Here is a 23,811-nt window from a genome sequence, read left to right on the forward strand (position 1 = left end):
CAGATGTCGGCTTGTGCGGCTAGTGTCGCATCATGGAGCGGCGAATCTTCGGCATCGAGACCGAGTACGGCGTCACCTGTACCTATCGTGGGCAGCGTCGGCTCTCCCCCGACGAGGTTGCGCGGTACCTGTTCCGGCGGGTGGTGTCGTGGGGCCGGTCGAGCAATGTCTTCCTGCGCAACGGCGCCCGGCTGTATCTCGACGTCGGTTCGCACCCGGAGTACGCGACGCCGGAGTGCGACTCGGTGGCGGACCTGGTGGCACATGACCGCGCCGGCGAGCGGATCTTGGAGGGCCTGCTCGTCGATGCGGAGAAGCGGCTGCACGACGAGGGCATCGCCGGCGAGATCTACCTGTTCAAGAACAACACCGACTCGGCGGGAAACTCGTATGGTTGCCACGAGAACTACCTCGTCTCCCGGCACGGCGAGTTCGGCCGGCTGGCGGATGTGTTGATCCCGTTCCTGGTCACCCGACAGTTGATCTGTGGTGCGGGGAAGGTTCTCCAGACGCCACGGGGTGCGGTCTACTGCCTGTCGCAGCGGGCCGAGCACATCTGGGAGGGGGTCTCGTCGGCGACCACGCGGAGCCGGCCGATCATCAACACCCGAGACGAGCCACACGCGGATGCTGAGCGGTACCGCCGGCTGCACGTGATCGTCGGCGACTCGAACATGAACGAGGTCACCACCCTGCTGAAGGTGGGCGCCGCGGACATTGTGCTCCGGATGATCGAGTCCGGGGTGGTGATGCGGGATCTGACGCTGGAGAACCCGATCCGCGCGATCCGCGAGGTGTCGCACGACATCACCGGGCGGCGAAAGGTGCGGCTGGCTTCCGGAAAGGAGATCAGCGCGCTGGAGGTCCAGCAGGAGTATCTGGCGAAGGCCACGGAGTTCGTCGAGCGGCGCGGCGGCGACCAGACGGCGAAGCGGGTGGTGGAGCTCTGGGGCCGGGTGCTGCGGGCGGTGGAGACCGGTGATCTGGAGCCGGTCGCCCGGGAGATCGACTGGGTGACCAAGCTGCGATTGATCGAACGTTACCAACGCAAGCATGAGCTGCCGTTGTCGCATCCGCGGGTGGCACAGATGGATCTCGCCTACCACGATCTTCGTCGCGGTCGGGGCCTGTATGGCTTGCTGGAGCGGCGGGGCCAGGTGGACCGGGCGGCGACCGACCCGGAGATCTTCGAGGCGAAGGAGACACCGCCGCAGACCACTCGAGCGCGACTGCGGGGCGAGTTCATCCGGCATGCCCAGGAGAAGCGGCGGGACTTCACCGTCGACTGGGTGCACCTGAAGCTCAACGACCAGGCGCAGCGCACGGTGTTGTGCAAGGACCCCTTCCGGGCGTACGACGAGCGGGTGGAGCGGCTGATCGCCAGCATGTGAGCGCCCGGCGGCCGGTGGGTCGACCCATCGGCCGCCGGGTAGGCTGGCCACGCCATGATGCCAAGCCAACCGGGCGGTTCCGGCTCCGAGAAGCAGAGCTGGACTGAGCGCCGCCGCCAGAAGATTCGTGCCGAAATCGAGCGAAACCGCCGCGGCGAGTACACGGTGCCCACCTGGGTGCTGGCGCTCGCCCTAGCCGCGATCGTGCTGGCCTGGGTTGCATTGCTGATCTTGGCCTGAGCGGCGGCCAGCTGATTTGGGTCTGAGCGGTGGTCAGCCGCTCAGCTAGCCAGCCGCGCGGCGTGCCGTCCGGCCGCCGCGGCGGCGAGGAAGTAGGCGTGGTCGGCATCCAGGCCGCGCCCCATCGTCGACAGCGGTACCGGGCTGGCCCGCAGCGCGGCGTCGAGGCCGACTACCGGTACCCGGCGCACCTGGTGCCGGGCGGTGAGCGGGGCCAGCGCCGTCTCGACCGCAGCGGCCAGCGCCGGCTCGAGTTGGTCGGGCACGACCAACTCGGCGGGGGCCAGGGCTACCCGGCCGTACGCGGTCAGGCTGTGGTGGGAGATGCCGTGGTGTCGGGGGCGGGGGTCCGCGGCGGAGATGCGCAGGGAACCGACCGGCCGCCCACCCAGTGCAGCGATCGCGTTGACCGCCTCGCCGACGGCCACCCCGGAGAAGCCCCAACGGGTGCCGGTGCCGAGGTTGCCGGGTCCCTGGGCGACGACGGCCAGGTCGGCGTGGAGCACGTGCCGTGCGGCGAGCAGGCCGGAGTGCAGGGTGCTCGCCTCCAGGTCGCCGCCGAACGCCTGCCCGACACTGATTGTGCCGGCGAGGTGTCCGTGGAGCCCGGCGAGGGTGCGGGAGAACCAGGCCGGCAGCGCGCCCCCGTCGGTGAGCAGGTACGCCACCCGCGCGTCGGGCGCGTCGGCGCGGATCCCAGCGAGTATCGCCGGGAGGGCGGAGTGCAGGTCGGCGGTGACCACGGGTAGGCCGTCCAGGTCGTCGGCGTCGGCCAAGGCAGCTCGGTGTGGGGACGCCTCCTCGTCCACGCCGAGCAGGATCGGCTGCAACGGCGTGTAGCGAGCTTTGACCAGGTGCCCCCCGGCGCGACTGTCCGCCGGCGCGGGCGGATCCGGCGGTAGCCGGTCCGGCAGGGCCACGACCAGGGCGTAGCCGCCGGTGCCGAGGCCCATCAGCAGGGCACCGGCGTTGAGCAGCACTCGATCCCCGAGGCGTGGTCTACCGACCAACTCGGGGTAGGCGAGCGCGCGCATCGTCGAGTCGTCGGCGAGCGTGACAGTCAATTCGACCGCGCCGCTCCACTCCCGCCGGACCGCCGCTACCGTTCCCGACCGCCATCGCACCATGTGGGCGACGCTAGCGGTCGAGCCGGGTGGGCCCGGCGTCCGGGGGTGGCACGGGCGGCGCGACGGCCCGGTGCCGGTGACCCACCGGGGCGAGACGCGCGGCGCGATAGGTACATTTGTTCGCCGGCATTGGCTGCTAGCGTCGTACCGTGTCGCGGAACCGTACCGAACGCCTGGTCAATCTGGTGATCTGCCTCCTGTCCACGCGACGGTTCCTGACCGCCGTGCAGATCGCCGCGACCGTGCCCGGTTACGAGCATGATCCACACGACGTGCGGGACCACGAGGCGTTCCAACGCAAGTTTGAGCGAGACAAGGCTGAGCTGCGCGAGCTCGGCGTCCCGCTGGAGACCGGGACGGCCAGCGCCTTCGACATCGAGCCGGGCTATCGCATCGCCCGCCGGCAGTATGCGCTGCCCGAGATCCCGCTCGAGCCGGATGAGGCCGCGGCGGTCGGCATCGCCGCCCGGCTGTGGCAGCACGCTGGTTTGGCCGCCGCCGCTTCATCCGGGTTGGCGAAGCTGCGCGCGGCCGGTGTCGACGTGGACCCACAGGCCACGCTCGGGCTGGAGCCGATGGTGACCGTCGACCCGGCCTTCGCGCCGCTGACCGCCGCGGCCCGGGACCGCCGCGAGGTGGCCTTCGACTACCGGGTCCCGGACCGGGACGAGCCGTCTGCCCGCCGACTGCAGCCGTGGGGGGTGGTCTGCTGGCGGGGTCGGTGGTACGTGGTGGGGCACGACCTGGATCGGGCCGCGGCCCGCTGCTTCCGCCTCTCCCGCATGGTGGGGGCGGTTCGGACGGTTGGCCCGTCGGGGGCGTACGAGCCGCCGGCCGAGGTGGACCTGATCAGCTATGTCGCTCGCTCGTCCGGTCCAGTGGAGCGCACCGGCCGCGCCCGGGTGCTCGTCGCGCCCAACCGGGCTGCCGGGTTGCGCCGGTGGGCGGTGGAGACGACCTCGGGTCCCACCGGTGATCAACTCGTCTTGCCCTACGCGGACCCGGAGGCGCTCGCCGGTCAGCTCGTCGGATATGGCCCGGACGTGCGGGTGCTCGACCCACCGGAGGTACGGGAGGCAGTCATTCAACGGCTCAAGGAGACCGCAGCGCGCCACGACATCGGGATCGGGGGTGCCCGGTGAGCCGGTCTGTTCGGCCCGGGTCCCGTACCTCTGCGGACCGGTTGGCCCGGCTACTCAACCTGGTGCCCTTCCTGCTGGCCCGGCCCGGTATCGAGATCGCCGAGGCGGCGGATGACCTGGGGGTTACCGAGCGGCAGCTGCGGGAGGATCTGGAGCTGCTCTGGGTATGTGGGTTGCCGGGCTACGGCCCGGGGGACCTGATCGACATGGCCTTCGACGGCGACCGGGTGACGATCACCTACGACGCCGGCATTGATCGGCCGTTGCGACTGACTCCCGACGAGGCCCTCGCGCTGGTCGTGGCGCTGCGCATGCTGGCGGAGACACCGGGGGTGGCCAACCGGGAAGCGGTGGAGCGGGCCCTGGTCAAGATCGAAAGTGCCGCGGGTGACCGGTTGGGTGCCCCGGTCGCGGTCCGGCTGCCGGCGGACAACCCCCGGGTGGCAGAGCTGCGGGCGGCGGTAGAGAGCGGCCGGGCGTTGCGGATCACCTACTACTCGGTGGCCCGGGACGAGACGATCGAGCGGACCGTTGATCCGCTGCGAATGCTCATCATCGGCGGCCGGGCGTATGTGGAGGCCTGGTGCCGCCGGGCGGAGGGAATGCGGATGTTCCGGGTCGACCGGATCGACGCGGTGACCCGGTTGGACGAGCCGGCGCAGGTACCGCCGCAGGCGGTGCCGCACGATCTCACCGGCGGTGTGTTCCGGCCTACGGCGGATCTGCCGCTGGTCACCCTGCGAATCGGTCGGAGCGAGCGGTGGATCACCGAGTACTACCCGTGTGAGCGGGTCGAACAAGGCGATGGCGAGTGGTTGGTCTCGCTCCGGGTCACCGACCTGGGCTGGGCCCGCCGCTTCGTGTTGGGCCTGGGCCCGGAGGTCACCGTGGTGGCGCCGGCGGAACTGGCCGCCCAGGTGCATGCCGCGGCGACCGCCGCCCTCGAGGCTTACGCCACGCCACCGCCGGACGCAGTGGCCGACCCGGCGGCGCCGAGGCGGGGCCAGTAGGCTGGGCGCCGTGGTGGTGTGGATCGTGGTCGCGCTGGTGGTGCTCCCGTTCGTGCTGCTCGGGCTGGCCCTGCGGCCGGTGTTGACCCGGCTGCATCGGCTGCGGCGGGCGGCGGTGGTGTTGCAACGGCAGGCAGGTGAGGCCGCAGCGCTCCAGACGACCGCGGCGGCGCTGCAGGCGCGGGCCGAAGGGCTGCAGGAACAGCTGGCGGCCACCCAGCGGCAGGTCGCCGCGGTCCGATCCCGCCGCGGCGGGTAGCAATCGCCATCCGCCCCTGGTGGCCCGGGTCGGAGGCGAAGCGGGCGGCCGAGGACATCCGCGGTTGGCCTAGACTTCATCGAGCCGGAACGGTCCTGTACCGCCCAGCGGGTGGCAAGGCCGCAGGACGCACGTACGATGGCTGCGACACCACCTGCCCGACACCGAGAGACCGGAGCTTTCCATGGGTGCCCTAAGGCCGTGGCACATCGCCGTACTCGTGGTCGTGCTGATCCTGCTCTTTGGCGCGAAGCGGCTCCCCGACGCGGCCCGCTCGCTGGGCCGTTCGTTGCGGATCATCAAGGCCGAGACGAAGAGCCTGCACGACGACGACCGTGACCTGGCCGAGAAGGCCGACGCCCAGACTGGCTACCAGCCGTTGCCGCCGCAGGTTCAGCAGGGGCAGCCGTACCCCCAGCAGCCGACCTACCCGGCCCCGCCGCAGCAGCAGCCGGTCGTTGACCCGGTGCAGCGCACCCGCGACAACTGATCGAGGGGCCCCACCACCGTGGCCTTCGCCCTGCGTAAACGCGGCCCGAGCAGTTTCCAACGGGCCTCGGAAGGCTCGATGACGCTGGTCGAGCACGTCCGCGAGCTGCGCAACCGGCTGTTCAAGGCGTCGCTGGCGATCCTGATCGGCTTCGGCGTCGGCCTCTGGCTCGCCGGGCCGGTGCGCGGCGTCTTGCAGCGGCCCTACTGCGAGCTGCCCCAGGCGCAGACCACCGACGGCGCCTGCGACTTCGTGCAGCTCGGTCCCGCTGACCTGTTCCTGCTCAACCTCAAGATCGGTCTGTGGGTGGGGCTGATCCTCGCCGCGCCGGTCTGGCTGTATCAGCTGTGGGCCTTCATCGCCCCCGGCCTGCACAAGCACGAGCGGCGCTACGCGTACGCCTTTACCTCGCTCGCGGCGCCGCTGTTCGCCGCTGGCGCGGTGCTGGCGTACTTCGTGACCGCCAAGGGCCTGGAGTTCCTGCTGCAGGTCTCCGGCCCCGAGATCAATACCACCCTCGACATCACCCGGTACATCTCGTTCGTTACCAACCTGATTCTGCTGTTCGGGGTGGCGTTCGAGTTCCCGCTGATCGTGTTGATGCTCAACTTCGTCGGCGTTGCCAGCGCGAAGCGGTTGCTGGGCTGGTGGCGGGTGGCCGTCTTCGTGTTCTTCGCCTTCGCGGCGGTGGTCACGCCCACGCCCGACCCGTTCGGTATGACCGCGTTGGCCTTGTGCCTGTGTGCCCTCTACTTCGCGGCCGTTGGTGTCGCGTTCCTCAACGACAAGCGTCGGGGCCGCGGCAAGGAGATCTACGCCGGCCTCGCCGACGACGAGGCGTCACCGCTGGCGGAGGGGAGTGACCCGGTCGAGGCGAGTGCCCCGGTTGGAGCGCCGGAGTCGATCGCGGAGCCGGAGCCGGTCGCCAAGCCCACACCGATCGAGCGCCGCTACGACGACATGACCTGACGCGGGTGCCCCTGCCCGCATGCCGGGTGGGGGTGCGGGCCCGGGTCCCGTCCCGGTACGGTGCACGCCGTGACCGCAGTCGATTTTGCTGGTGCCGGTCGTCCGGTCGCCGTCCTGGTCAATCCAAGCGCCGGCCGGGGGCGGCATCGCGGGATGCTCCCCACTGTGGTGCACCGGCTGGCGGCTGGCGGCCATCCGGTGCGGGTGCTTGCCGCACACACTCCGGCGCAGGCCCAGGCGGCCTGTCGCGCGGCGGTGGCCGACGGCGCGGTAGCGCTGGTCGCGGTCGGTGGTGACGGGACCGCGCACCTGGCGCTACAGGCGGTGGCGGGCACTCCAGTGCCGTTCGCGGTGGTGCCGGCGGGGACCGGGAACGACTTCGCCGGTGACACCGGGTTCCCGGCCGATCCTCTCGCCGCGGCCGACGCGATCGCCGCTGCGCTGCGGCACGGGCGCTCCCATCCGATCGACCTAGCCCGTACCACTGCGGCGGACGGCACGCAGCGGTGGTACGGGGCGGTGCTCGCCGCCGGCATCGATGCGATCATTAACGAGCGGGCCAACCAGATGCGGTGGCCCCGGGGCCCGCGCCGCTACGACCTGGCGATCCTGGTGGAGCTGGCCCGGCTGCGGCCCCGCCGTTACACGTTGCGCCTGGACGGGGTGACCCACGAGTTGGACGCCGTGCTGGTGGCGGTCGGCAACTGCGCCCGCTACGGCGGTGGGATGCGGATCTGCCCTGCCGCCGATCCGACCGATGGGCTGCTCGACGTCGTGGTCGGCGGGCGGTTCAACCGGCGTACGCTGTTGCGGATCAAGCCCCATATCTATCCGGGGACGCACGTTGAGCACCCGCTAGTGCGCAGTTTTCGGGCGCGGACGGTGGAGGTGTCCGCCGCGGGCATCACCGGTTACGCCGACGGGGAGCGGGTGGCTGAACTGCCGGTGACGATCACCGCGGCCCCGGCGGCGGTACGGCTGCTGCGCTGATCGCCGGTCAGCCGGCCCAAGGTCCGGCACCGTGCCCGGTTAGCGCAGCACGGCCAGGTCCCGCACCGCGTTGAGCCCGGCTAGCGTGGCACGGCCAGGTCCAGCACCGCGCCGAGCCCGTTTGGTCGACCCGCCTCGCCGGGCGGGAGCACCAGCACCGCGCAGCCGGCCGCCACCGCGCCCGCATCGGCGGGGGTGTCCCCGACCATGAGTACCCGTTCCGGGTCAACGGCCAGCGTCCCGCAGGCGTGTAGGAAGATGCCCGGGTCGGGCTTGCAGCGCCCCACCTCGTACGACAGCACGTACCCGTCTACCAGGTCGGCGAGCCCCCAGGCGGCAAAGAGCGGCCGGATGTCGAAGCCGATGTTGCTGACCACACCCACCCGTACCCCGGCGGCGCGCAGCGCGGACAGGGTGGGGGCGGTATCCGGGTACGGCACCCACCCCTGGGGCACCAGCAACCGCTCGTAGAGCGCGTCGGCGAGCCCATCGATCCCGGCATCGACCGTCGCCGCGAGTCCCGTGTACGCGCCGCGGTGCGCATGTGGGTACAGGTCCCGGTCGGCCCAGAGCTCGGCCAGCGCGGGCGGGACCCGTTGGGGTAACGGCCCCCCGGCCCGGCCGGCGGTGAGTAGCCGGTCGGCGAGTGCGGTGGCGCGGATCCGGTCCAGGGTGGTTCCGCAGGCAGCGGCTGCCGCGGTTACCCAGGCGGTGGCCTCCTCCACCTGCGCGAGCGTGCCGTGGAAGTCGAAGAGCACCGCTTCCACGGGCCGCCGGGATGCCGTCGGGGCTGTGGCACGACCCGGGGCGGTTGTCTGGGCGGGTTCGGTACGGTCCGGCACGCCGTGCACCCTACCGACTCCCCGGACGGCCCCGGACGGGACGGCCTCGTGGGGCGTGCCGGCGCGACACACACTAATCTTGGTCCCATGTCGAGCCCCGCCGAGCGGTACGCCGCGGCACGCCGCCGGGCCGCACAGGTCCCCCTGTCCCCGGCGTTGGACGAGTTCGCCCTCGACCTCGGTGTCGACCTTGACGACTTCCAGCGGGAGGCGTGCCAGGCGTTGGAGCGCGGCAGCGGGGTCCTGGTCTGCGCCCCCACCGGCGCCGGTAAGACGGTCGTCGGCGAGTTCGCCGTCCACCTGGCGTTGCGGGGTGGGACCTCGGCGGACGCGGGGCGCCGCAAGTGCTTCTACACCACCCCGATCAAGGCGTTGTCAAATCAGAAGTACCACGATCTTGTTGACCGGCACGGCGCCGACCAGGTCGGGTTGCTCACCGGTGACAACGCGATCAACGGTGATGCGCCGGTGGTGGTGATGACCACCGAGGTACTGCGCAACATGCTCTACGCCGGCTCGGCGACGCTGCAGGGGCTGGCGTACGTGGTGATGGATGAGGTGCACTACCTCGCCGACCGGTTCCGTGGCGGTGTGTGGGAGGAGGTGATCATCCACCTGCCCGCCTCGGTCACGCTGGTGTCGCTGTCGGCGACGGTGTCCAACGCGGAGGAGTTCGCCGACTGGCTGGTCACCGTGCGCGGCGAGACCGAGGTCGTGGTCAGCGAGCACCGGCCGGTGCCGTTGTGGCAACACATGCTGGTTGGGCGACGGATGTTCGACCTGTTCCACGACGCCGACGCCGCGCGTAAGCACGATGTGCATCCGGAGTTGCTGCGCTACACCCGGGACACGCTGCGCCGCCTCGAGTTGGGGGAGGGGCGCGGTGGCGGCCCGGGGGGTCGGCGTGGGCCGCGCTGGCGGGGGCCGATGCGCCCGGACATCGTTGACCGGCTCGACCGGGAGGGGCTGCTGCCGGCGATCCTGTTTATCTTCAGCCGTGCCGGCTGCGACGCGGCGGTGCAGCAGTGTCTCGCCGCTGGGCTCCGGCTTACCAGCCCGGAGGAGCGGGCCGAGATCCGTCGGGTGGTGGAGAGCCGGATCACCACGATCCCTGGCGAGGACCTGTCGGTGCTCGGCTACTGGGACTGGCTGGACGGGTTGGAGCGCGGCCTCGCCGCACACCACGCCGGGATGCTGCCGGCGTTCAAGGAGGTCGTCGAGGAGCTGTTCGTCCGGGGGCTGGTGAAGGCGGTGTTCGCCACCGAGACCCTCGCGCTGGGCATCAACATGCCGGCCCGCTGCGTGGTGTTGGAACGCCTGGTCAAGTACAACGGCGAGGCGCACGTGGATTTGACGCCCGGCGAGTACACGCAGCTCACCGGCCGGGCTGGCCGACGCGGTATCGACGTGGAGGGGCACGCCGTGGTGGTCTGGTCTCCGGAGACCGACCCGCGGCACGTGGCCGGCCTGGCATCCACCCGTACGTACCCGCTGCGGTCGAGTTTCCGGCCGTCGTACAACATGGCGGTGAACCTGGTCGGCAGCGTGGGCGCGGAACCGGCCCGGGCGTTGCTGGAGTCCTCGTTCGCGCAGTTCCAGGCGGACCGGTCGGTGGTCGGGCTGGCGCGGCAGGTCCAGCGCAACACCGAGACCGTCCAGGCGTACGGCGCGGAGGCGGCCTGCCAGCACGGTGACTTCGACGCCTACTTCGCGATCCGGGTGGCGATCGCCGACCGGGAGCGGGAGCTGGCCCGGCAGGGGCAGAGCCAGCGAAAGGCGGCGGCGATCGTCTCGCTGGAGCGGCTGCGGGTCGGCGACGTGATCCGGGTGCCGTCAGGTCGGCGAGCTGGCCTTGCGGTGGTGCTGGACCCGGCGGCTGCTGGCTTCGGGGAGCCCCGTCCGTTGGTGCTGACTCAGGACCGCTGGGCGGGCCGGGTGGGCCCGGGTGACTTCACCACACCGGCGGAGGTACTCACCCGGATTCGGGTGCCCAAACATTTCAACCACCGCTCCCCGGCCGCGCGCCGGGACCTGGCCGCTGCGGTCAGTGGCACCGGATTGAACCGGCACGGCAGTCGGCGGGGTGGCCGGCCGCGGCGCGGCGGCGGGGAGGACGACCGGCTCGTGCAGCTCCGCGCCGAGCTGCGCCGTCACCCGTGCCACGCCTGCCCGGAACGGGAGGAGCACGCCCGCTGGGCGGAGCGTCGTCGCCGGCTGGAGAAGGACACCGAGGAGCTGCGGCAGCGGGTGACCGGCCGGACCGGTTCCCTGGCCCGCACCTTCGACCGGATCGTGGCGCTGTTGACGGCCCGCGGCTATCTGGCCCCAGACGGGGGCGTCACCGACGCCGGTCGGATGTTGAGCCGGATCTGGACGGAGGCGGACCTGCTGGTCGCCGAGTGCCTGCGTCGTGGCGTGTGGAGTGGGCTCAGCCCGGCCGAGTTGGCGGCGGCGGTGTCGGTGGTGGTCTTTGAGGCCCGCCGGGACGTTGACGAGCGCGCGTCGCTGCCGCGGGGCGCGGTGGCGACAGCGGTTGACGAGACGTTGAAGCTGTGGGGGGAGATCGAGGCCGACGAGGCGGCACAGGGCCTGACCGTGACCCGGGAGCCGGATCTCGGCTTCGCCTGGCCGGTCTACCGCTGGGCCCGTGGGGAGCCACTCGCGAAGGTCCTCGTCAGCGGCCACATCGACGGCGAGATGCCGGCCGGCGACTTCGTCCGCTGGGCCCGGCAGGTGGTGGACCTGCTCGGCCAGCTGGCCGAATCCGGCGGCGCCTCGGCCGAGTTGCGCAGCACCGCGCGGCAGGCCATCGCCGCGGTGAACCGCGGGGTGCTCTCTTATCAGGCCACCGCCTGACGACATACATCTCGTCCGGCAACGCCGCGTCTCCAACGCCGCGCGCTGTGCCGCTGGGCGGCGGTCAGTCGGCGGGGATCGCCAGGGCGTCAACCAGGCGCCGGACGGCGCCGGCGAGGTTCCACCGCTCGGCGAGGTCGAGCAGCCGATCGGGGTCGGCCGGTGCGGCCGGCAGGTCGGTGGGCAGGGCGGGCAGCGGCACATCGAGGGCGACCCGGACCACCGCCGGGGCGACGGCCAGGTAGTCCCGCGCGGCGACGAGTTTCGCCCGTAGCCCCGGCGCGAAACCGGCGTCCGGATCGTCCAGGGCGGCGAGCACACCGGCGATGTCGCCGTGTCGGGCAACGAGCCGGGCCGCGGTCTTCTCACCGACGCCGGGCACCCCCGGCAGGCCGTCGCTGGGGTCACCGCGCAGCGCGGCGAAGTCGGCGTAGCGGGCGGCGGGAACCCCGTATCGGGCCTGGACCGCAGCGTCGTCGCAGTCTGCCAGCTTCGCCACCCCCCGCCCGATATAGAGCAGCCGCACCCGGCGTGCGTCATCGACTAGCTGGAACAGGTCGCGGTCACCGGAGACCACCTCGACCGGGCCCGGCTGGGTGACCGAAAGGGTGCCGAGCACGTCGTCGGCCTCGTAGCCGGTGGCGCCGACGGTGGTGATGCCGACCGCGTCGAGCACGTCGAGGATCACCGGGACCTGCGGACTCAGCGTGTCGGGGACCACCTCACCTCCCTCCGGTGCCACCCGGTGCGCCTTGTACGAGGGCAGGAGAGCCACCCGCCACTCGGGTCGCCAGTCGTGGTCCATCGCGCACACCATCCGGCTCGGTCGGCGGGTGCGGATCAGGCTCGCCAACATGTCGAGGAAGCCGCGGACGGCGTTGACCGGTTGACCCTCGGGACCGACGGCGGCGGACTCTGGAATGCCGAAGTATGCCCGGAAGTAGAGGCTGGGCGCGTCCACGAGCATGAGCGGGGCTGGCATGCGCGACAGCCTGGCACATCGCACCGACATCGGCGTGGAGGCTGGCAGCGGGGACCGGCCGATGGTCTCCGCTGCGCGTTTCGGTGCCGCGGCGGCGAGGCGAGCCGAACGACCGTTAAGCTGGTAGGTGCGACGGCTCAACCCCACCCCCATGGAGCTCATCAAACCCATGACTGTCGACCGGATCCTCCCCACCGACGAGGCCCACGACCTGCTGGACCTGGCCACCGAACTCGCCGACCGGGAGCTCGCGCCGAAGGCCGCCGACCACGAGGAGCGCGCCGAGTTCCCCCGGGAGGTGCTGCGCACCCTGGGCCGGTCGGGCCTGCTCGGCCTGCCGTACGCGGAGGAGTACGGCGGCGCCGGCCAGCCGTACGAGGTGTACCTGCAGGTGTTGGAGATCCTGGCCAGCCGCTGGCTCGCGGTCGCCGAGGCCGTCAGCGTCCACACCCTGTCCTGCTTCCCGCTCGCCGCGTACGGCACGGCGCAGCAGCGGAAGCTGCTGCCCGAGCTGATCGGTGGGGAGCTGCTGGGCGCGTACTGTCTCTCCGAGCCGCAGGGCGGTTCGGATGCCGCCAGTCTGACCACCCGGGCCGTCCTGGACGGTGAGGACTACGTCGTCTCCGGCACGAAGGCGTGGATCACGCACGCCCACGTGGCAAACTTCTACAACATTTTCTGCCGTACCGGGGGTGCGGGAGCGTCGGGCATCTCCTGCCTGCTCGCGGACCGGGACCTGCCCGGGATCGAGCCGCAGCTGCCGGAGCGCACGATGGGGCTGCACGCTTCCCCGGTGGCGCAGGTCGTCTTCGACGGGACGCGGGTGCCGGCGGACCGGCTGATCGGCGAGGAAGGCCAGGGCTTCGGTATCGCGATGTCCGCGCTGGACTCGGGCCGGCTGGGGATCGCGGCCTGCGCGGTGGGCCTGGCCCAGGCGGCGCTGGACTACGCGGTCGGCTACGCCCGGGAACGGCAGCAGTTCGGCCGGGCGATTGTCGACTTCCAGGGGCTGGGATTCCTGCTCGCCGATGCCGCCACCCAGATTTCGGCGGCTCGGGCGCTGATGCTGGCGGCGGCGCGGCTGCGAGACGCCGGCCGGCCGTACTCGATCGAGGCGGCGAAGGCGAAGCTGTTCGCTACCGATGTGGCGATGCGGGTGACCACCGACGCGGTACAGGTGCTGGGCGGCGCGGGCTACGTCGCTGATCACCCGGTTGAGCGGTACATGCGCGAAGCGAAGGTGCTCCAGATCGTTGAGGGGACCAACCAGATCCAGCGTCTGGTGATCTCCCGCGCGCTGGCGAAGGGCTGACGAGGGGCGGGCCTGCGGCCGAGCCGCTTTCTGGCGACCCAGCGTCGCGTGGCGGGCCTTTTCCCGGTAGGTTGCTCGCCGTGGAGGAGATCGACCGGGCCATCGTCGCGGAGCTGGCCGTGGACGGCCGGCTGTCCTATACCGACCTCGCGGAGCGGGTGGGATTGTCGGTCTCCGCGGTGCACCAGCGGGTCCGTCGGCTGGAGCAGCGCGGGGTCATCGGCGGGTACGCGGCCCGGGTGTCCTTCGAGGCGCTGGATCTGCCGCTGACGGCGTTTGTGGCGATTCGGCCGTTTGACCCTTCGCAGCCGGACGACGCGCCGGAGCGGCTGTCCCACCTACCGGAGATTGACTCGTGCTACTCGGTCGCGGGGGAGGACTTCTACCTGCTGTTGCTGCGGGTGGCCGGGCCGACCGACCTGGAGCGGGTGCTGCAGGAGATTCGGATGGCAGCGAGTGTGACCACGCGGACCACCGTGGTGTTGTCAACGCCGTACGAGAGCCGGCCGCCGAAGATCAGTGCCGGGGTGTCTGGGCGGTTGCGGCCGCGGGGGCCGGGGGAGCCGGCTGGTTCCACCGACGGATGACCTGCCGGCCGTGTTCGTGGCCGAGCACGCTGACGGTCGCGGTTTCCAGTCGGAACAGCGCTCCGGCGGAGGGCGGTAGGCCGAGCCACCGGGCAGTGAGCACCCGGAGACTGTGCGCGTGCCCGACCACGGCGACGGTTCCGTGGTCGAGGACGGGCCGCAGCCGGGTGAGGAGTCGGTCGAGCCGCTCGCCGATCTGGCCGGGAGACTCGCCGCCGGGGCAGCCGTCGGTCCAGAGGTTCCAGTCGGGATCTTCTTCGTGGACTTCGGCGGTAGTGCGGCCTTCGATTTCGCCGTAGTTCCACTCGGCAAGGTCGTTGTCCGTCCCGGTCGGGGTAAGGCCGGCGAGCTGCGCGGTCCGCACCGCGCGGGTGCAGGGGCTGGTCAGGACCGCGGCGAAGCGCCGGCCGGTGAGCATCGGGCCGAGTGCGCGGGCTTGCCGTTCGCCGTCGGGCGTCAGCGCGAGGTCGGTGTAAGAGGTGTGTTGCCGACGGGCGCTCCACGTGGTCTCGCCGTGTCTGATCAAGAGGAGCTCACCCATGTGCTTAGTCAATCACTGGTGGTGCCAATCTTCCTGGCTAGCATCCTAGGATGTACTACGCGATGTGCCGCACCGTACGAACCCAAACGAATAGTCCCCAGCACCACGGGAAACCCGATATCGATGGCCGAGACGCCACGAGGGGAGAGCGGAGATGGGCTTCGCCACCAAGACGAAAAACCTGGTGGACGAGCTGACCGGCGCCGCCAAGGAGCGGGTGGGCGATGTCTGCGGCGACGAGCGGCTGCGGGTCGAAGGAGTCCGGCAGCGGGGTGACGCCCGCGCTCGCCAGGCCAGGGAGGAACGCGCTGAGCAATCGGATCGTGAGTTGGATCGAACTGGGGTGCGGTGACGTGACCGCTTGACCCGACGGGCCCGGAAGCATCTTTCTTCCGGGCCCGTTGTCGGTGCCGGCTACGGCCAGATCTCGGAGCGTGGTGCCGCCGACGAGTCGTGGTCACGGACGGCGGATCGAGGTGGGACTAGTCGTCGCGGTGCGCCGCCCACCAGGCTTGACCGGTCTCGGGCAGGGTGTCGATCGGGTCGTAGTACGCGTACCGCTTGTTCAGCGCCTCCAGGTCGGCGGACTCGATGGACGTGCGGTAGTTCTTGGTCCAGTACGAGATGCCGCGTTCCCGGTCGTATTCGGTGAGCATGTGCACCCAGCGCTTGCCGACGAAGGGAACGTCGCAGACGATGCGCGGGGTGGCGTAGCCGGGCAGGTAGCCCATGATGTCGTGTTGGAGCTGTTGGGCGTGCCCGACGGGGACCCGCCAATGCTCGGCGTTGGGGATCATGTCGCACAGGTAGAAGTAGTACGGCAGGATGCCGGCTTCGCCCTGCAACGCGAAGCAGAGATCAAGTAGGTCGGGTGTGGTGGCGTTGACGCCGCGCATGAGCACGCCCTGGTTGCGGACGTCTCGAACCCCGACGTTTAGAGCGGTCTGGGCGGCCTTGGCGACCAGCGGAGTGAGGGACTGGGCGTGGTTGACGTGGGTGTGGATCGCGAGGTTGACGCCACGGCGGGCGGCGGTGCGGGCGACCCGCTCGAGGCCTTCGACGACATCGGCCCGGAGCCAGTGCTGGGGCAGGCCCATCAGGGCCTTGGTGGCGAGCCGGATGTCGCGCACGGTCTCGATGTCGAGCAGGCGCATCAGGTACGACTCGAGGTTCTTCCATGGCACGTTGGCCACGTCACCGCCGGAGACGACGACGTCGCGGACGCCGGGGTGGGCCCGGAGGTAGGTGATGTGGGCGTCGTAGCGGTCGACGGGTTTCAGGGTGAGTTTGAGTTTGTCGATGGTGGGGGTGGAGTTGCCGACCAGGTCCATCCGGGTGCAGTGCCCGCAGTATTGCGGGCAGGTGGAGAGTAGTTCGGCGAGGACCTTCGTGGGGTAGCGGTGGGTGAGACCCTCGGCGACCCACATGTCGTGTTCGTGCAGGGAGTCGCGGCTGGCGTATGGGTGTGAAGGCCAGTCAGTGCGTCGGTCGGAGGCGACGGGGATCATGTAGCGCCGGATCGGGTCGGCGTAGAGGGCGTCGGTGGTCATCGCCTCGAAGGGCACCATGGTGTTGAGCATCTGGGGCGGTACCAGCATGGACATGGTGGCCAGATTCTTCTGGTCGGCTTCCAGGTCGGCGTAGAAGGTCTCGCCGACGAGGTCGCCGAGGACGGCCCGGAGTTGCTTTATGTTCTTGATGCAGTTGGTGCGTTGCCACTGGGCGGACTCCCACTGGTCGCGGCTGATGTGGCGCCAGCCGGGGAAGCGGGTCCAGTCAGGTTCGACGAGGGGGGCCCGTCGGTATTCGTAGGGCTGGCCCGTGGTGGGGGCGGCCGGTGCAGGGTGGGCTGCGGAGATGGCTTCCGCGGGGTGGGTCTGGGTCACGGCCCCCTCCTTGAGGGTGGTGGTACAGATGATCATTAGCACCGTAGGGTACTGGAAATTATCCGGTGAAGTAATTAGTCTGCCGGAAGTCTTCCCGTCATGCGAGTCATGGTCCGGGCTTCAGGCGGCTGGTCAGGGGAGGTCGGCGTGATATCACCGGTGGGTTTGCACCGCGTTCTGGAGCCCGCGGGGGTGCTACCGCAGGCGGCCTGGCGGCTGGATGCGAGCCCGGAGATTGCACCGAACGAGGTACGGATCCGGGTGGAGCGGTTGAACCTGGACGCGGCGAGCTTCCGACAGCTGCGGGAGAAGCACGGTGGGGACGGCGCGCGGATCCGCGCTGAGGTGCTGGAGACTATCGCCGCGCGGGGGAAGATGCAGAACCCGGTGACCGGTTCGGGCGGCATGTTGATCGGCACGGTTGAGGAGGCTGGTCGGCGGTCGCCGCTAGGGCTGCGGGTGGGCGACCGGGTGGCGACTCTGGTGTCGCTCACGTTGACGCCGTTGGCCGTCGCGGATGGGTTGGCCCGGTGGGACGGGCGCAGCGAGCAGGTCCCGTGTGATGGTCATGCGATCCTGTTCGCCCGCTCCATCGCGGCGGTACTGCCGGCGGATCTGCATCCGGAGTTGTCCCTCGCCGCGCTGGATGTCTGTGGGGCTCCGGCGTTGACCGCGCGGGTGGTGGAGCGGTATGTGGCCGACCGGGCGCGGGAGGGGGACGCCCGGCCGGTCAGCGTCGCGGTTATCGGCGGTGCGGGCAAGAGCGGGTCGCTGTCGCTGGCTGCGGCGCGGCGGGCGGGCGCGGCGCGGACGGTCGGGGTGGTGCCGGTGGCGGGGGAGCGGGACGCGCTGGCGGCGTCCCGGGTGACGGATGCGGTGGTGGTGGCCGATGCGCGGGATCCGGTGGCGTTGTCGACGGCGGTGACGTCGGCGCTGGGGGTGCCGGCGGATGTGACGGTGGTGTGCGTGGATGTGCCGGGCTGTGAGCATGGGGCGGTGTTGGCCACGGCTGACGGTGGCACGGTGGTGTTCTTCTCGATGGCGACGAGTTTCGCGGCGGCGGCGTTGGGTGCGGAGGGCCTGGCGGCGGATGTGACGATGCTGGTCGGTAACGGGTTCACGCCGGGGCACGCGGAGTTCGCGTTGGAGCTGTTGCGGGCTGAGCCGGGGGTGCGTCGCCTCTTCGAGGCGCGGCTGGCGGCAGACTGAGTGCTATGACGAACCCCTCGACGCTGTACCGCGGTGGTGTGCTGCATTGTCCCGCTGATCCGGGTGCGACTGCCTTGTTGGTCTCTGATGGGCGGATTGCCTGGTTGGGGGCGGATGCGGATGCGCCGGTTGCCGATCAGGTGGTGGATCTGGATGGGGCGCTGGTGACGCCGGCGTTCGTGGACGCGCATGTGCATGCGACCGACACCGGGTTGGGGCTGTCGGGGCTGGACGTGTCGGGTGTGCGGTCGGGGCGGGAGTTGTTGGCGGCGGTGGCGGCGTTCGCTGAGGGGTTGCCGCCTGATGGTGTGGTGCTGGGGCATGGCTGGGACGAGTCGACCTGGCCGGTGCCGGTGCCACCGGATGGGCAGGAGTTGGGTCGGGCGGCGGCGGGGCGGCGGGTGTATCTGTCGCAGGCGTCGATGCATTCGGCGTTGGTGTCGACGGCGCTGTTGGCTGCGTGCCCGGGGGTGGTTACCGCGGCTGGCTTTGATGAGTCGGGGTGGTTGCGGCGGGATGCGCATCATGCGGTGCGGACAGCGGCTTTTGGTTCGGTTGGTCGGGCGCAGCGGGCAGCGGCGCAGCGGGCGGCGTTGGCGCATGCGGCGGCGTTGGGGGTCGCGGCGGTGCATGAGTGTGGTGGGCCGGAGATTTCCGGTGAGGAGGACTTCACGAGGTTGTTGGGGATCTCCGGGGCGGGGGTGCCGGAGGTGTACGGGTATTGGGGTGAGTTGGGTGGTGCGCAGCGGGCTCGGGAGTTGGGGGCGGTGGGTGCTGGTGGGGATGTCTTCGCTGATGGGGCGTTGGGGGCGCGGACGGCTGAGCTGACGGTGCCGTATGTGGATGAGGGTGGGTGCGGGCACGGGTACCTGTCGGCGGAGCAGGTACGGGATCACCTGCTGGGGTGTGCGACGTTCGGGGTGCAGGGCGGTTTTCACGCGATTGGGGATGCGGCGATCGCCACGGTGTTGGAGGGGTTCTCGGCGGTGGCGGCGAGGCTGGGCACGGATCGGGTGCGGGCGGCTCGGCATCGGGTGGAGCATGCGGAGCTCGTGGACAAGCGGATGATTGCCCGGTTTGTGGAGTTTGGCGTGGTGGCGTCGGTGCAGCCGGCGTTTGACCGGTTGTGGGGTGGCGCGGGTCGGATGTATGAGTCGCGGTTGGGGCTGGATCGGTCGTTGGCAGCTAATCCGTTGGGGGCGATGCATTCGGTGGGGGTGTCGTTGGCGTTTGGGTCGGATTCGCCGGTGACTCCGGTGGATCCGTGGGGGTCGGTGCGGGCGGCGGTGGCGCATCACAATCCGGCGCAACGGATGAGTGTGCGGGCGGCTTTCGCGGCGCATTCGCGGGGTGGGTGGCGTGCGGTGCGGCGGGATGGTGACGGGGTGTTGGCGTTGGGGGCGCCGGCGACGTTCGCGGTGTGGGATACCCCGGCGGGGGTGGAGCGGGGGCTGCCGGTGTTGCAGGCGGAGGATCCGGAGGCGCGGGGAGTGCTGGACCCGACGCCGTTGCCGGTGTGTCGACGTACGGTGCTGCGTGGTTCGGTGATCTATGGGGAGGGCGGATTGTGACCGGGAAGCTCGATCTGGATCCGGTGTTGGTGGCGCGAGCGCGGGAGTTGGCGGCTCGGGCTGGGGCGCCGGTGGTGGAGTTGGCGCGTAGCCATACGACGGTGTCGGTGGAGCGGGCAGTGCTGCGGCTGGCTGGGGTGCAGGGGGCGGATCCAGATGGGATTCCGTGGGTGAACCGGTTGGTGGATGCGGTGGCCGCGGATGTGGGCTTGGGGCATGGGGTGGCTGCTCCGGTCTTCGATGCGTTGGCGCGGGAGCAGCTGGCGGATGTGACGTTGTTGGCGCAGAAGGCGGCGGCCGGGTCGGTGCGGTTTGAGGTTCCGGCGGGGCGGGCGGCGACGGCGGCGCGGCGGACGGCGCGGCGGGCGGTCGCGGCGGGGGTGCGTCGTATCGATCGGCGGCGGGCTGAGCGGGAGCGGTTGGTGCGGCGGTTCGGGGATCCGCCGCGGCGGCCGTGGATCTATCTGATCGTGGCGACGGGGGATATTTACGAGGACATTCCGCAGGCGCAGGCGGCGGCCCGGGCGGGGGCGGATGCGATCGCGGTGATCCGGTCGACGGGGCAGTCGTTGTTGGACTATGTGCCGGAGGGGGCGACTCGGGAGGGTTTCGCCGGTACGTATGCGACGCAGGAGAATTTCCGGCTGATGCGGGCGGCGTTGGACGAGTCGTCGCGGGAGTTGGGCCGGTATGTGCGGTTGACGAATTACGCGTCGGGGCTGTGCATGCCGGAGATGGCGACGTTGGCGGGCCTCGAACGACTTGACATGATGTTGAACGATTCGATGTACGGCATCTTGTTTCGGGATATCAATCCGATCCGTACCTTTGTCGATCAGCGGTTCTCCCGGCAGGTGCACGCCCGGGCAGGGATCATCATCAATACCGGTGAGGATAACTACCTGACGACTGCCGATGCGGTGGACGAGGCGCACACGGTGACGGTGTCGCAGCTACTCAACGAGTACTTCGCGCATGAGGCGGGGTTGGCGGACTGGCAGTTGGGGTTGGGGCACGCGTTTGAGATCAACCCGGATGTGCCGGAGTCGTTGCGGTTGGAGCTGGCGCACGCGCTGTTGGTGCGGGAGTTGTTTCCGGATGCGCCGTTGAAGTGGATGCCACCGACGAAGCACATGACCGGGGATGTGTTTCGGGGCAACCTGCTCGACGGCTTCTTCAACCTGGTGGGGGCGCTGACCGGGCAGGGGATTCTGCTGGTGGGGATGATGACCGAGGCAGTGGTGACGCCGTGGCTGTCGGATCGGGATATCGCGTTGCAGAACGTCCGGTATGTATTGGGTGCCGCGGGTGGGCTGCACGAGGATTTCGTGCCGGCGTCGGGCGGGTTCATTCAGCAGCGGGCACACCAGGTGTTGGGTTCCGCGGTGGAGTTGTTGGACCGGATCGGGGAGCAGTCGTTGCTGACGGCGATTGGCGAGGGCACGTTCGGGATCATGAAGCGGCCGGCGGACCGGGGTAAGGGGTTGGACGGGGTGGCACGGCACGAGGGCGACTACTACAACCCGGCGGTGGAGATCCTGGAAGGGGCGGGGTCGTGACGGTCGTGCCGGAGCAGGCGGTCGTGCCGGAGAAGCAGATCGTGCGGCCGTACGGGGACACTACTGGTGACGGCATGGTGCAGGTGTCGTTCACGTTGCCGCTGCCGCATGACAAACGAGCTGAGGGTGCGGCGATTCAGCTGGCGGGGAAAATGGGCATCGACCCGGCGATGCTGGTGCATGCCCGGCCGATGGGGGACGGGTTCACCTTCTTCGTGGTGTACGGGCGGGTGAACCATCTGGTGGACACCGCAGCGGTGCGGGTGGTGGAGCGGGACTTCCCGTTGCTGTCGGCGAAGGAAGTCAACGCGGTGGTCAAGCGGCAGCTGCGGCGGAAGCTGTCGGTGGTGGGGGCGTGCATCGGCACCGACGCACACACCGTGGGGATTGACGCGATTCTCAACGTCAAGGGCGTCGCTGGGGAGAAGGGGCTGGAGTACTACCGGGAGTTGCGGGTCAGCAATCTGGGTGCGCAGGTGAGTGTGCCGGATTTGGTGGCGGCGGCTCGAGCGGAGCGGGCGGATGCGGTGTTGGTGTCGCAGGTGGTCACGCAGCGGGATGCGCATCTGCACAACACGCGGGAGATGTCGGCGGCGTTTCGGGAGGCGTGGCCGGCGGGGAAGCGGCCGTTGCTGATTGTGGGCGGGCCGCGTTTCGACGAGGCGATGACCGCCGAGTTGGGGGTGGACCGGATCTTCGGCCGTGGTACCACTCCGGGTGAGGTGGCCTCCTACCTGGTCCATACGTTGATCACAAGCCGGAAGGCGGCGACGGGATGAGCGACCCGAGGGTCGGGGTGACGGTGGCGCACCGGCGGTATGTGCCGTACTCGCATGCGCACTACGCGGGGAGCCTGGTTGATGGGGCGTACGCGTTGGGCTTGTTCGGGGATGTCGCCACGGAAGTCTGTATCCGTACCGACGGGGACGAGGGGTTGTTCGCCGGCTATTCGGACGTGCAGTTCGTGGCGCCGGTGCGCGCCGGTGACGTGGTGGAGGTGACCGGTCGGGTCACCAGGGTGGGTACGCGCAGCCGCACGTTGGAGTTGAGCTGCGTGGTGGTGTGTCGGGGCCGTCCGGATCGGGGGGAGTCCGCGGCGCAGGTGTGTGATCCGCCGATCGTGGCGGTCACCGCGACGGGCACGGTGGTCGTGCCGCCGGTGGCGTGAACGTCGCGATCTGCGCGGATGTCGGCTCCACGTACACGAAGGTGGCGGTGGTCGATCTCGACGGCGCGGGTCTGGTCACGACGGCGGCGGTGCCGACCACGGTGGGCAGTGACGTGTTGCGGGGGTTGGACGCGGCGGTAGCGGCGGCGACCGACGGACTGCCGGTGGGGGACGCCCCGTGGTATGTGTGCTCGTCTGCTGGGGGCGGGCTGCGGTTGGCGGTGGTCGGCTACGAACAGTTGGTGACCGCGCAGGCGGGTCGTCGGGTGGGGCTGTCGGCGGGGGCGAACGTGGTGCATGTGGCCGCGGGGCGGCTTGGCGCGGCGGATCTGGCGGCGCTGCGGGCGGCCCGCCCGGATGTGCTGCTGCTGGTCGGCGGGACGGACGGCGGTGACGTGGAGACGTTGACGCACAACGCGACCCGGCTGGCGCGGGCCCGCTGGCGGGTTCCGGTGGTCCTCGCCGGTAACGCGCAGGTCCGCGACGACCTGGTATCGATGCTGACGTCGGCGCGGGTGCCAGTGACCGCGGCGGAGAATGTGCTGCCCCAGATCGGGGCGTTGGCGCCGGCTGGGGCGCGGGCGGCGATCCGCGAGGTGTTCTTGCGGCATGTGATCGGCGGCAAGCGGCTGTCATGGGGGCCGCGGTTCCCGCGGCTGGTGCGGGCGGCAACCCCGGATGCGGTGTTGACCGGCGTGGAGTTGCTCGCGGATACGCTCGGCGGCGACCTGGCGGTGGTGGATGTTGGTGGGGCGACCACCGACGTGTATTCGGTGCTGACGCCGGATGAGCGGGAGAGCGGGCCGGGCCGGGAGGTGGCGGGGAGCCTGTGGCGGGCCCGCACCGTCGAGGGGGATCTGGGGGTCCGGTGGAGCGCCCCGGGTGTGGTGCGGGCAGCGGTGGAGGAACGGCTGCTCGACGGGGCCGACGCCGAGATGTTGGCGGCGGCGCGGCGGCGTGCGGACGACCCGGCGTACCTTCCGGTGGGTGGGGCCGAGCGGGCCACGGACGCACGGTTGGCGGCCTTGGCGGCCACGGTGGCGTTGCGGCGGCACGCCCGCGGGGCGGCCACCGGTGAACGTGCGGGACGGGATCTGCGGGATGTCCGGCTGCTGGTCGGCTCGGGTGGGGTGCTGCGGCACGCCGCGCCGGCGGATGCCGCGGCGGTTCTCGCGGGGGTGTTGGCCGACTACGCCGGTGGGTGGCCGTTGCCGCGTGCCGCCCGGCCGGTGGTTGATGTGGACTATGTGCTGGCCGCCGCCGGGTTGCTCGGCGCCGAGCAACCGGTCGCGGCGCGCGCTCTCATGGACCGGTTGCGCGAGGGCTAGGCATGTCCTTTTTGCCCGGTTTGCGGGCGGCTCGGTGTGGGCTGGTCGGGTGCCGGTGGCGCGACACGCCCGGGTCGTGGTGACGACTCGTCGGGGCCGGGTTGACAGCGCCCCGGGGGGAGCACGTACCGTCTTTGAGTCCTACTACGGGAAGCGGCTGTTGTTCGCTTCGTCCCTTCGTCCGCTGGCCGAGCGACACGAGTGTGTGGTCGCGGCGGCCAGGTCCAGCGGGCGGGGGTCGGCGGGGCGGCGCGGACCGGCCGCGGTTACCGGTGTACGGGCAGGGTGAGAGGCACGGCCAGTAGACAACGGCCAGGCGGGGGCAGCCAGTCTGCCGTCCGGTCGGTCCGAA

Annotated in this window: 23 protein-coding genes; 18 read left to right on the forward strand and 5 right to left on the reverse strand. The window is 70.6% G+C overall.

Going from position 1 to position 23,811, the window contains the following annotated elements; translation table 11 throughout:
* Positions 1 to 32 precede the first annotated feature (32 nt).
* Both pafA and B116_RS0122480 read left to right on the forward strand, forming a co-directional pair.
* A complete protein-coding gene (gene pafA / locus B116_RS0122475) occupies positions 33 to 1,391 on the forward strand; it encodes a Pup--protein ligase (protein WP_018723028.1) in 1,359 nt (452 codons plus the stop codon).
* Positions 1,392 to 1,445: 54 nt separating this feature from the next.
* Positions 1,446 to 1,631: a hypothetical protein gene (locus B116_RS0122480; protein WP_018723027.1), complete on the forward strand. Its 186-nt coding sequence runs from the start codon at positions 1,446 to 1,448 to the stop codon at positions 1,629 to 1,631.
* Between the two features lie 41 nt (positions 1,632 to 1,672).
* On the opposite strand, the gene B116_RS0122485 is transcribed toward B116_RS0122480, so the two are convergent.
* Positions 1,673 to 2,758 (reverse strand): DUF3866 family protein, encoded by a 1,086-nt coding sequence (locus B116_RS0122485; RefSeq protein ID WP_027661388.1) that lies wholly within the window; start codon positions 2,756 to 2,758, stop codon positions 1,673 to 1,675.
* A 149-nt stretch (positions 2,759 to 2,907) separates the two neighbouring features.
* Between B116_RS0122485 and B116_RS0122490 the strand changes: the two genes are divergently transcribed.
* The 6 genes from B116_RS0122490 to B116_RS0122515 all read left to right on the forward strand — a co-directional run bounded on the left by B116_RS0122490 (position 2,908) and on the right by B116_RS0122515 (position 7,618).
* Entirely contained in the window at positions 2,908 to 3,900 is a 993-nt protein-coding gene (locus B116_RS0122490; protein WP_018723025.1) for a helix-turn-helix transcriptional regulator, read from the forward strand.
* Positions 3,897 to 4,910 carry a helix-turn-helix transcriptional regulator gene (locus tag B116_RS0122495; protein ID WP_027661389.1) on the forward strand — a complete coding sequence of 338 codons (1,014 nt, stop codon included), beginning with the start codon at positions 3,897 to 3,899 and terminating at the stop codon, positions 4,908 to 4,910. The genes B116_RS0122490 and B116_RS0122495 overlap by 4 nt, the downstream gene beginning before the upstream one ends.
* 10 nt (positions 4,911 to 4,920) lie before the next feature.
* Positions 4,921 to 5,169 carry a hypothetical protein gene (locus B116_RS0122500; RefSeq protein WP_018723023.1) on the forward strand — a complete coding sequence of 83 codons (249 nt, stop codon included), beginning with the start codon at positions 4,921 to 4,923 and terminating at the stop codon, positions 5,167 to 5,169.
* Positions 5,170 to 5,353: 184 nt separating this feature from the next.
* Positions 5,354 to 5,659 (forward strand): Sec-independent protein translocase subunit TatA, encoded by a 306-nt coding sequence (gene tatA / locus B116_RS0122505; protein ID WP_018723022.1) that lies wholly within the window; start codon positions 5,354 to 5,356, stop codon positions 5,657 to 5,659.
* An 18-nt stretch (positions 5,660 to 5,677) separates the two neighbouring features.
* On the forward strand, positions 5,678 to 6,628 hold the full coding sequence (tatC, locus tag B116_RS0122510) for a twin-arginine translocase subunit TatC (protein ID WP_027661390.1): 951 nt from the start codon (positions 5,678 to 5,680) through the stop codon (positions 6,626 to 6,628).
* Positions 6,629 to 6,697: 69 nt separating this feature from the next.
* Complete coding sequence (locus B116_RS0122515; RefSeq protein WP_027661391.1) at positions 6,698 to 7,618, forward strand: diacylglycerol kinase family protein; 921 nt, start codon at positions 6,698 to 6,700, stop codon at positions 7,616 to 7,618.
* 80 nt (positions 7,619 to 7,698) lie between these two features.
* Here B116_RS0122515 and B116_RS0122520 read toward each other — a convergent pair whose 3' ends face one another.
* Positions 7,699 to 8,460 carry an HAD family hydrolase gene (locus tag B116_RS0122520; RefSeq protein ID WP_027661392.1) on the reverse strand — a complete coding sequence of 254 codons (762 nt, stop codon included), beginning with the start codon at positions 8,458 to 8,460 and terminating at the stop codon, positions 7,699 to 7,701.
* Positions 8,461 to 8,547: 87 nt separating this feature from the next.
* Here B116_RS0122520 and B116_RS0122525 point away from each other — a divergent pair, with 87 nt between their 5' ends.
* A complete protein-coding gene (locus tag B116_RS0122525; protein ID WP_027661393.1) occupies positions 8,548 to 11,316 on the forward strand; it encodes a DEAD/DEAH box helicase in 2,769 nt (922 codons plus the stop codon).
* A 64-nt stretch (positions 11,317 to 11,380) separates the two neighbouring features.
* Here B116_RS0122525 and B116_RS0122530 read toward each other — a convergent pair whose 3' ends face one another.
* Entirely contained in the window at positions 11,381 to 12,298 is a 918-nt protein-coding gene (locus B116_RS0122530; RefSeq protein WP_018723017.1) for a 5'-3' exonuclease, read from the reverse strand.
* A 169-nt stretch (positions 12,299 to 12,467) separates the two neighbouring features.
* Here B116_RS0122530 and B116_RS0122535 point away from each other — a divergent pair, with 169 nt between their 5' ends.
* Together B116_RS0122535 and B116_RS0122540 are read left to right on the forward strand one after the other, a co-directional pair.
* Positions 12,468 to 13,610 (forward strand): acyl-CoA dehydrogenase family protein, encoded by a 1,143-nt coding sequence (locus tag B116_RS0122535; RefSeq protein ID WP_026321860.1) that lies wholly within the window; start codon positions 12,468 to 12,470, stop codon positions 13,608 to 13,610.
* Between the two features lie 80 nt (positions 13,611 to 13,690).
* Complete coding sequence (locus tag B116_RS0122540; RefSeq protein WP_018723015.1) at positions 13,691 to 14,197, forward strand: Lrp/AsnC family transcriptional regulator; 507 nt, start codon at positions 13,691 to 13,693, stop codon at positions 14,195 to 14,197.
* Here B116_RS0122540 and B116_RS0122545 read toward each other — a convergent pair.
* Complete coding sequence (locus tag B116_RS0122545; protein ID WP_018723014.1) at positions 14,127 to 14,738, reverse strand: histidine phosphatase family protein; 612 nt, start codon at positions 14,736 to 14,738, stop codon at positions 14,127 to 14,129. The genes B116_RS0122540 and B116_RS0122545 overlap by 71 nt on opposite strands.
* Positions 14,739 to 14,892: 154 nt before the next feature.
* Here B116_RS0122545 and B116_RS0122550 point away from each other — a divergent pair, with 154 nt between their 5' ends.
* Positions 14,893 to 15,090 (forward strand): CsbD family protein, encoded by a 198-nt coding sequence (locus B116_RS0122550; RefSeq protein ID WP_018723013.1) that lies wholly within the window; start codon positions 14,893 to 14,895, stop codon positions 15,088 to 15,090.
* A gap of 130 nt (positions 15,091 to 15,220) precedes the next feature.
* Here the strand turns inward: B116_RS0122550 and B116_RS0122555 are convergent, their stop codons facing one another.
* Complete coding sequence (locus B116_RS0122555; protein ID WP_027661394.1) at positions 15,221 to 16,624, reverse strand: KamA family radical SAM protein; 1,404 nt, start codon at positions 16,622 to 16,624, stop codon at positions 15,221 to 15,223.
* Between the two features lie 150 nt (positions 16,625 to 16,774).
* Here B116_RS0122555 and kdd point away from each other — a divergent pair, with 150 nt between their 5' ends.
* Genes kdd through B116_RS0122585 form a run of 6 tightly spaced genes read left to right on the forward strand, consistent with a single transcriptional unit; the run spans position 16,775 to position 23,459 of the window.
* Positions 16,775 to 17,833 carry an L-erythro-3,5-diaminohexanoate dehydrogenase gene (gene kdd / locus B116_RS0122560; RefSeq protein ID WP_027661395.1) on the forward strand — a complete coding sequence of 353 codons (1,059 nt, stop codon included), beginning with the start codon at positions 16,775 to 16,777 and terminating at the stop codon, positions 17,831 to 17,833.
* A gap of 5 nt (positions 17,834 to 17,838) precedes the next feature.
* Positions 17,839 to 19,404 carry an amidohydrolase gene (locus B116_RS0122565; protein WP_027661396.1) on the forward strand — a complete coding sequence of 522 codons (1,566 nt, stop codon included), beginning with the start codon at positions 17,839 to 17,841 and terminating at the stop codon, positions 19,402 to 19,404.
* Positions 19,401 to 20,963, forward strand: a complete 1,563-nt coding sequence (kamD, locus tag B116_RS0122570; RefSeq protein ID WP_018723009.1) for a lysine 5,6-aminomutase subunit alpha — start codon at positions 19,401 to 19,403, stop codon at positions 20,961 to 20,963. The genes B116_RS0122565 and kamD overlap by 4 nt, the downstream gene beginning before the upstream one ends.
* Positions 20,960 to 21,742, forward strand: a complete 783-nt coding sequence (gene kamE, locus B116_RS0122575) for a lysine 5,6-aminomutase subunit beta (protein ID WP_027661397.1) — start codon at positions 20,960 to 20,962, stop codon at positions 21,740 to 21,742. Before kamD ends, kamE begins: the two co-directional genes overlap by 4 nt.
* Positions 21,739 to 22,131, forward strand: coding sequence for a 3-aminobutyryl-CoA ammonia lyase (gene kal / locus B116_RS0122580; RefSeq protein ID WP_027661398.1), 393 nt, complete (start codon positions 21,739 to 21,741; stop codon positions 22,129 to 22,131). Before kamE ends, kal begins: the two co-directional genes overlap by 4 nt.
* On the forward strand, positions 22,128 to 23,459 hold the full coding sequence (locus B116_RS0122585) for a glutamate mutase L (protein WP_027661399.1): 1,332 nt from the start codon (positions 22,128 to 22,130) through the stop codon (positions 23,457 to 23,459). Before kal ends, B116_RS0122585 begins: the two co-directional genes overlap by 4 nt.
* Positions 23,460 to 23,811 lie beyond the last annotated feature (352 nt).

Source organism: Salinispora fenicalii (assembly GCF_000514815.1).
Lineage (GTDB): Bacteria > Actinomycetota > Actinomycetes > Mycobacteriales > Micromonosporaceae > Micromonospora > Micromonospora fenicalii.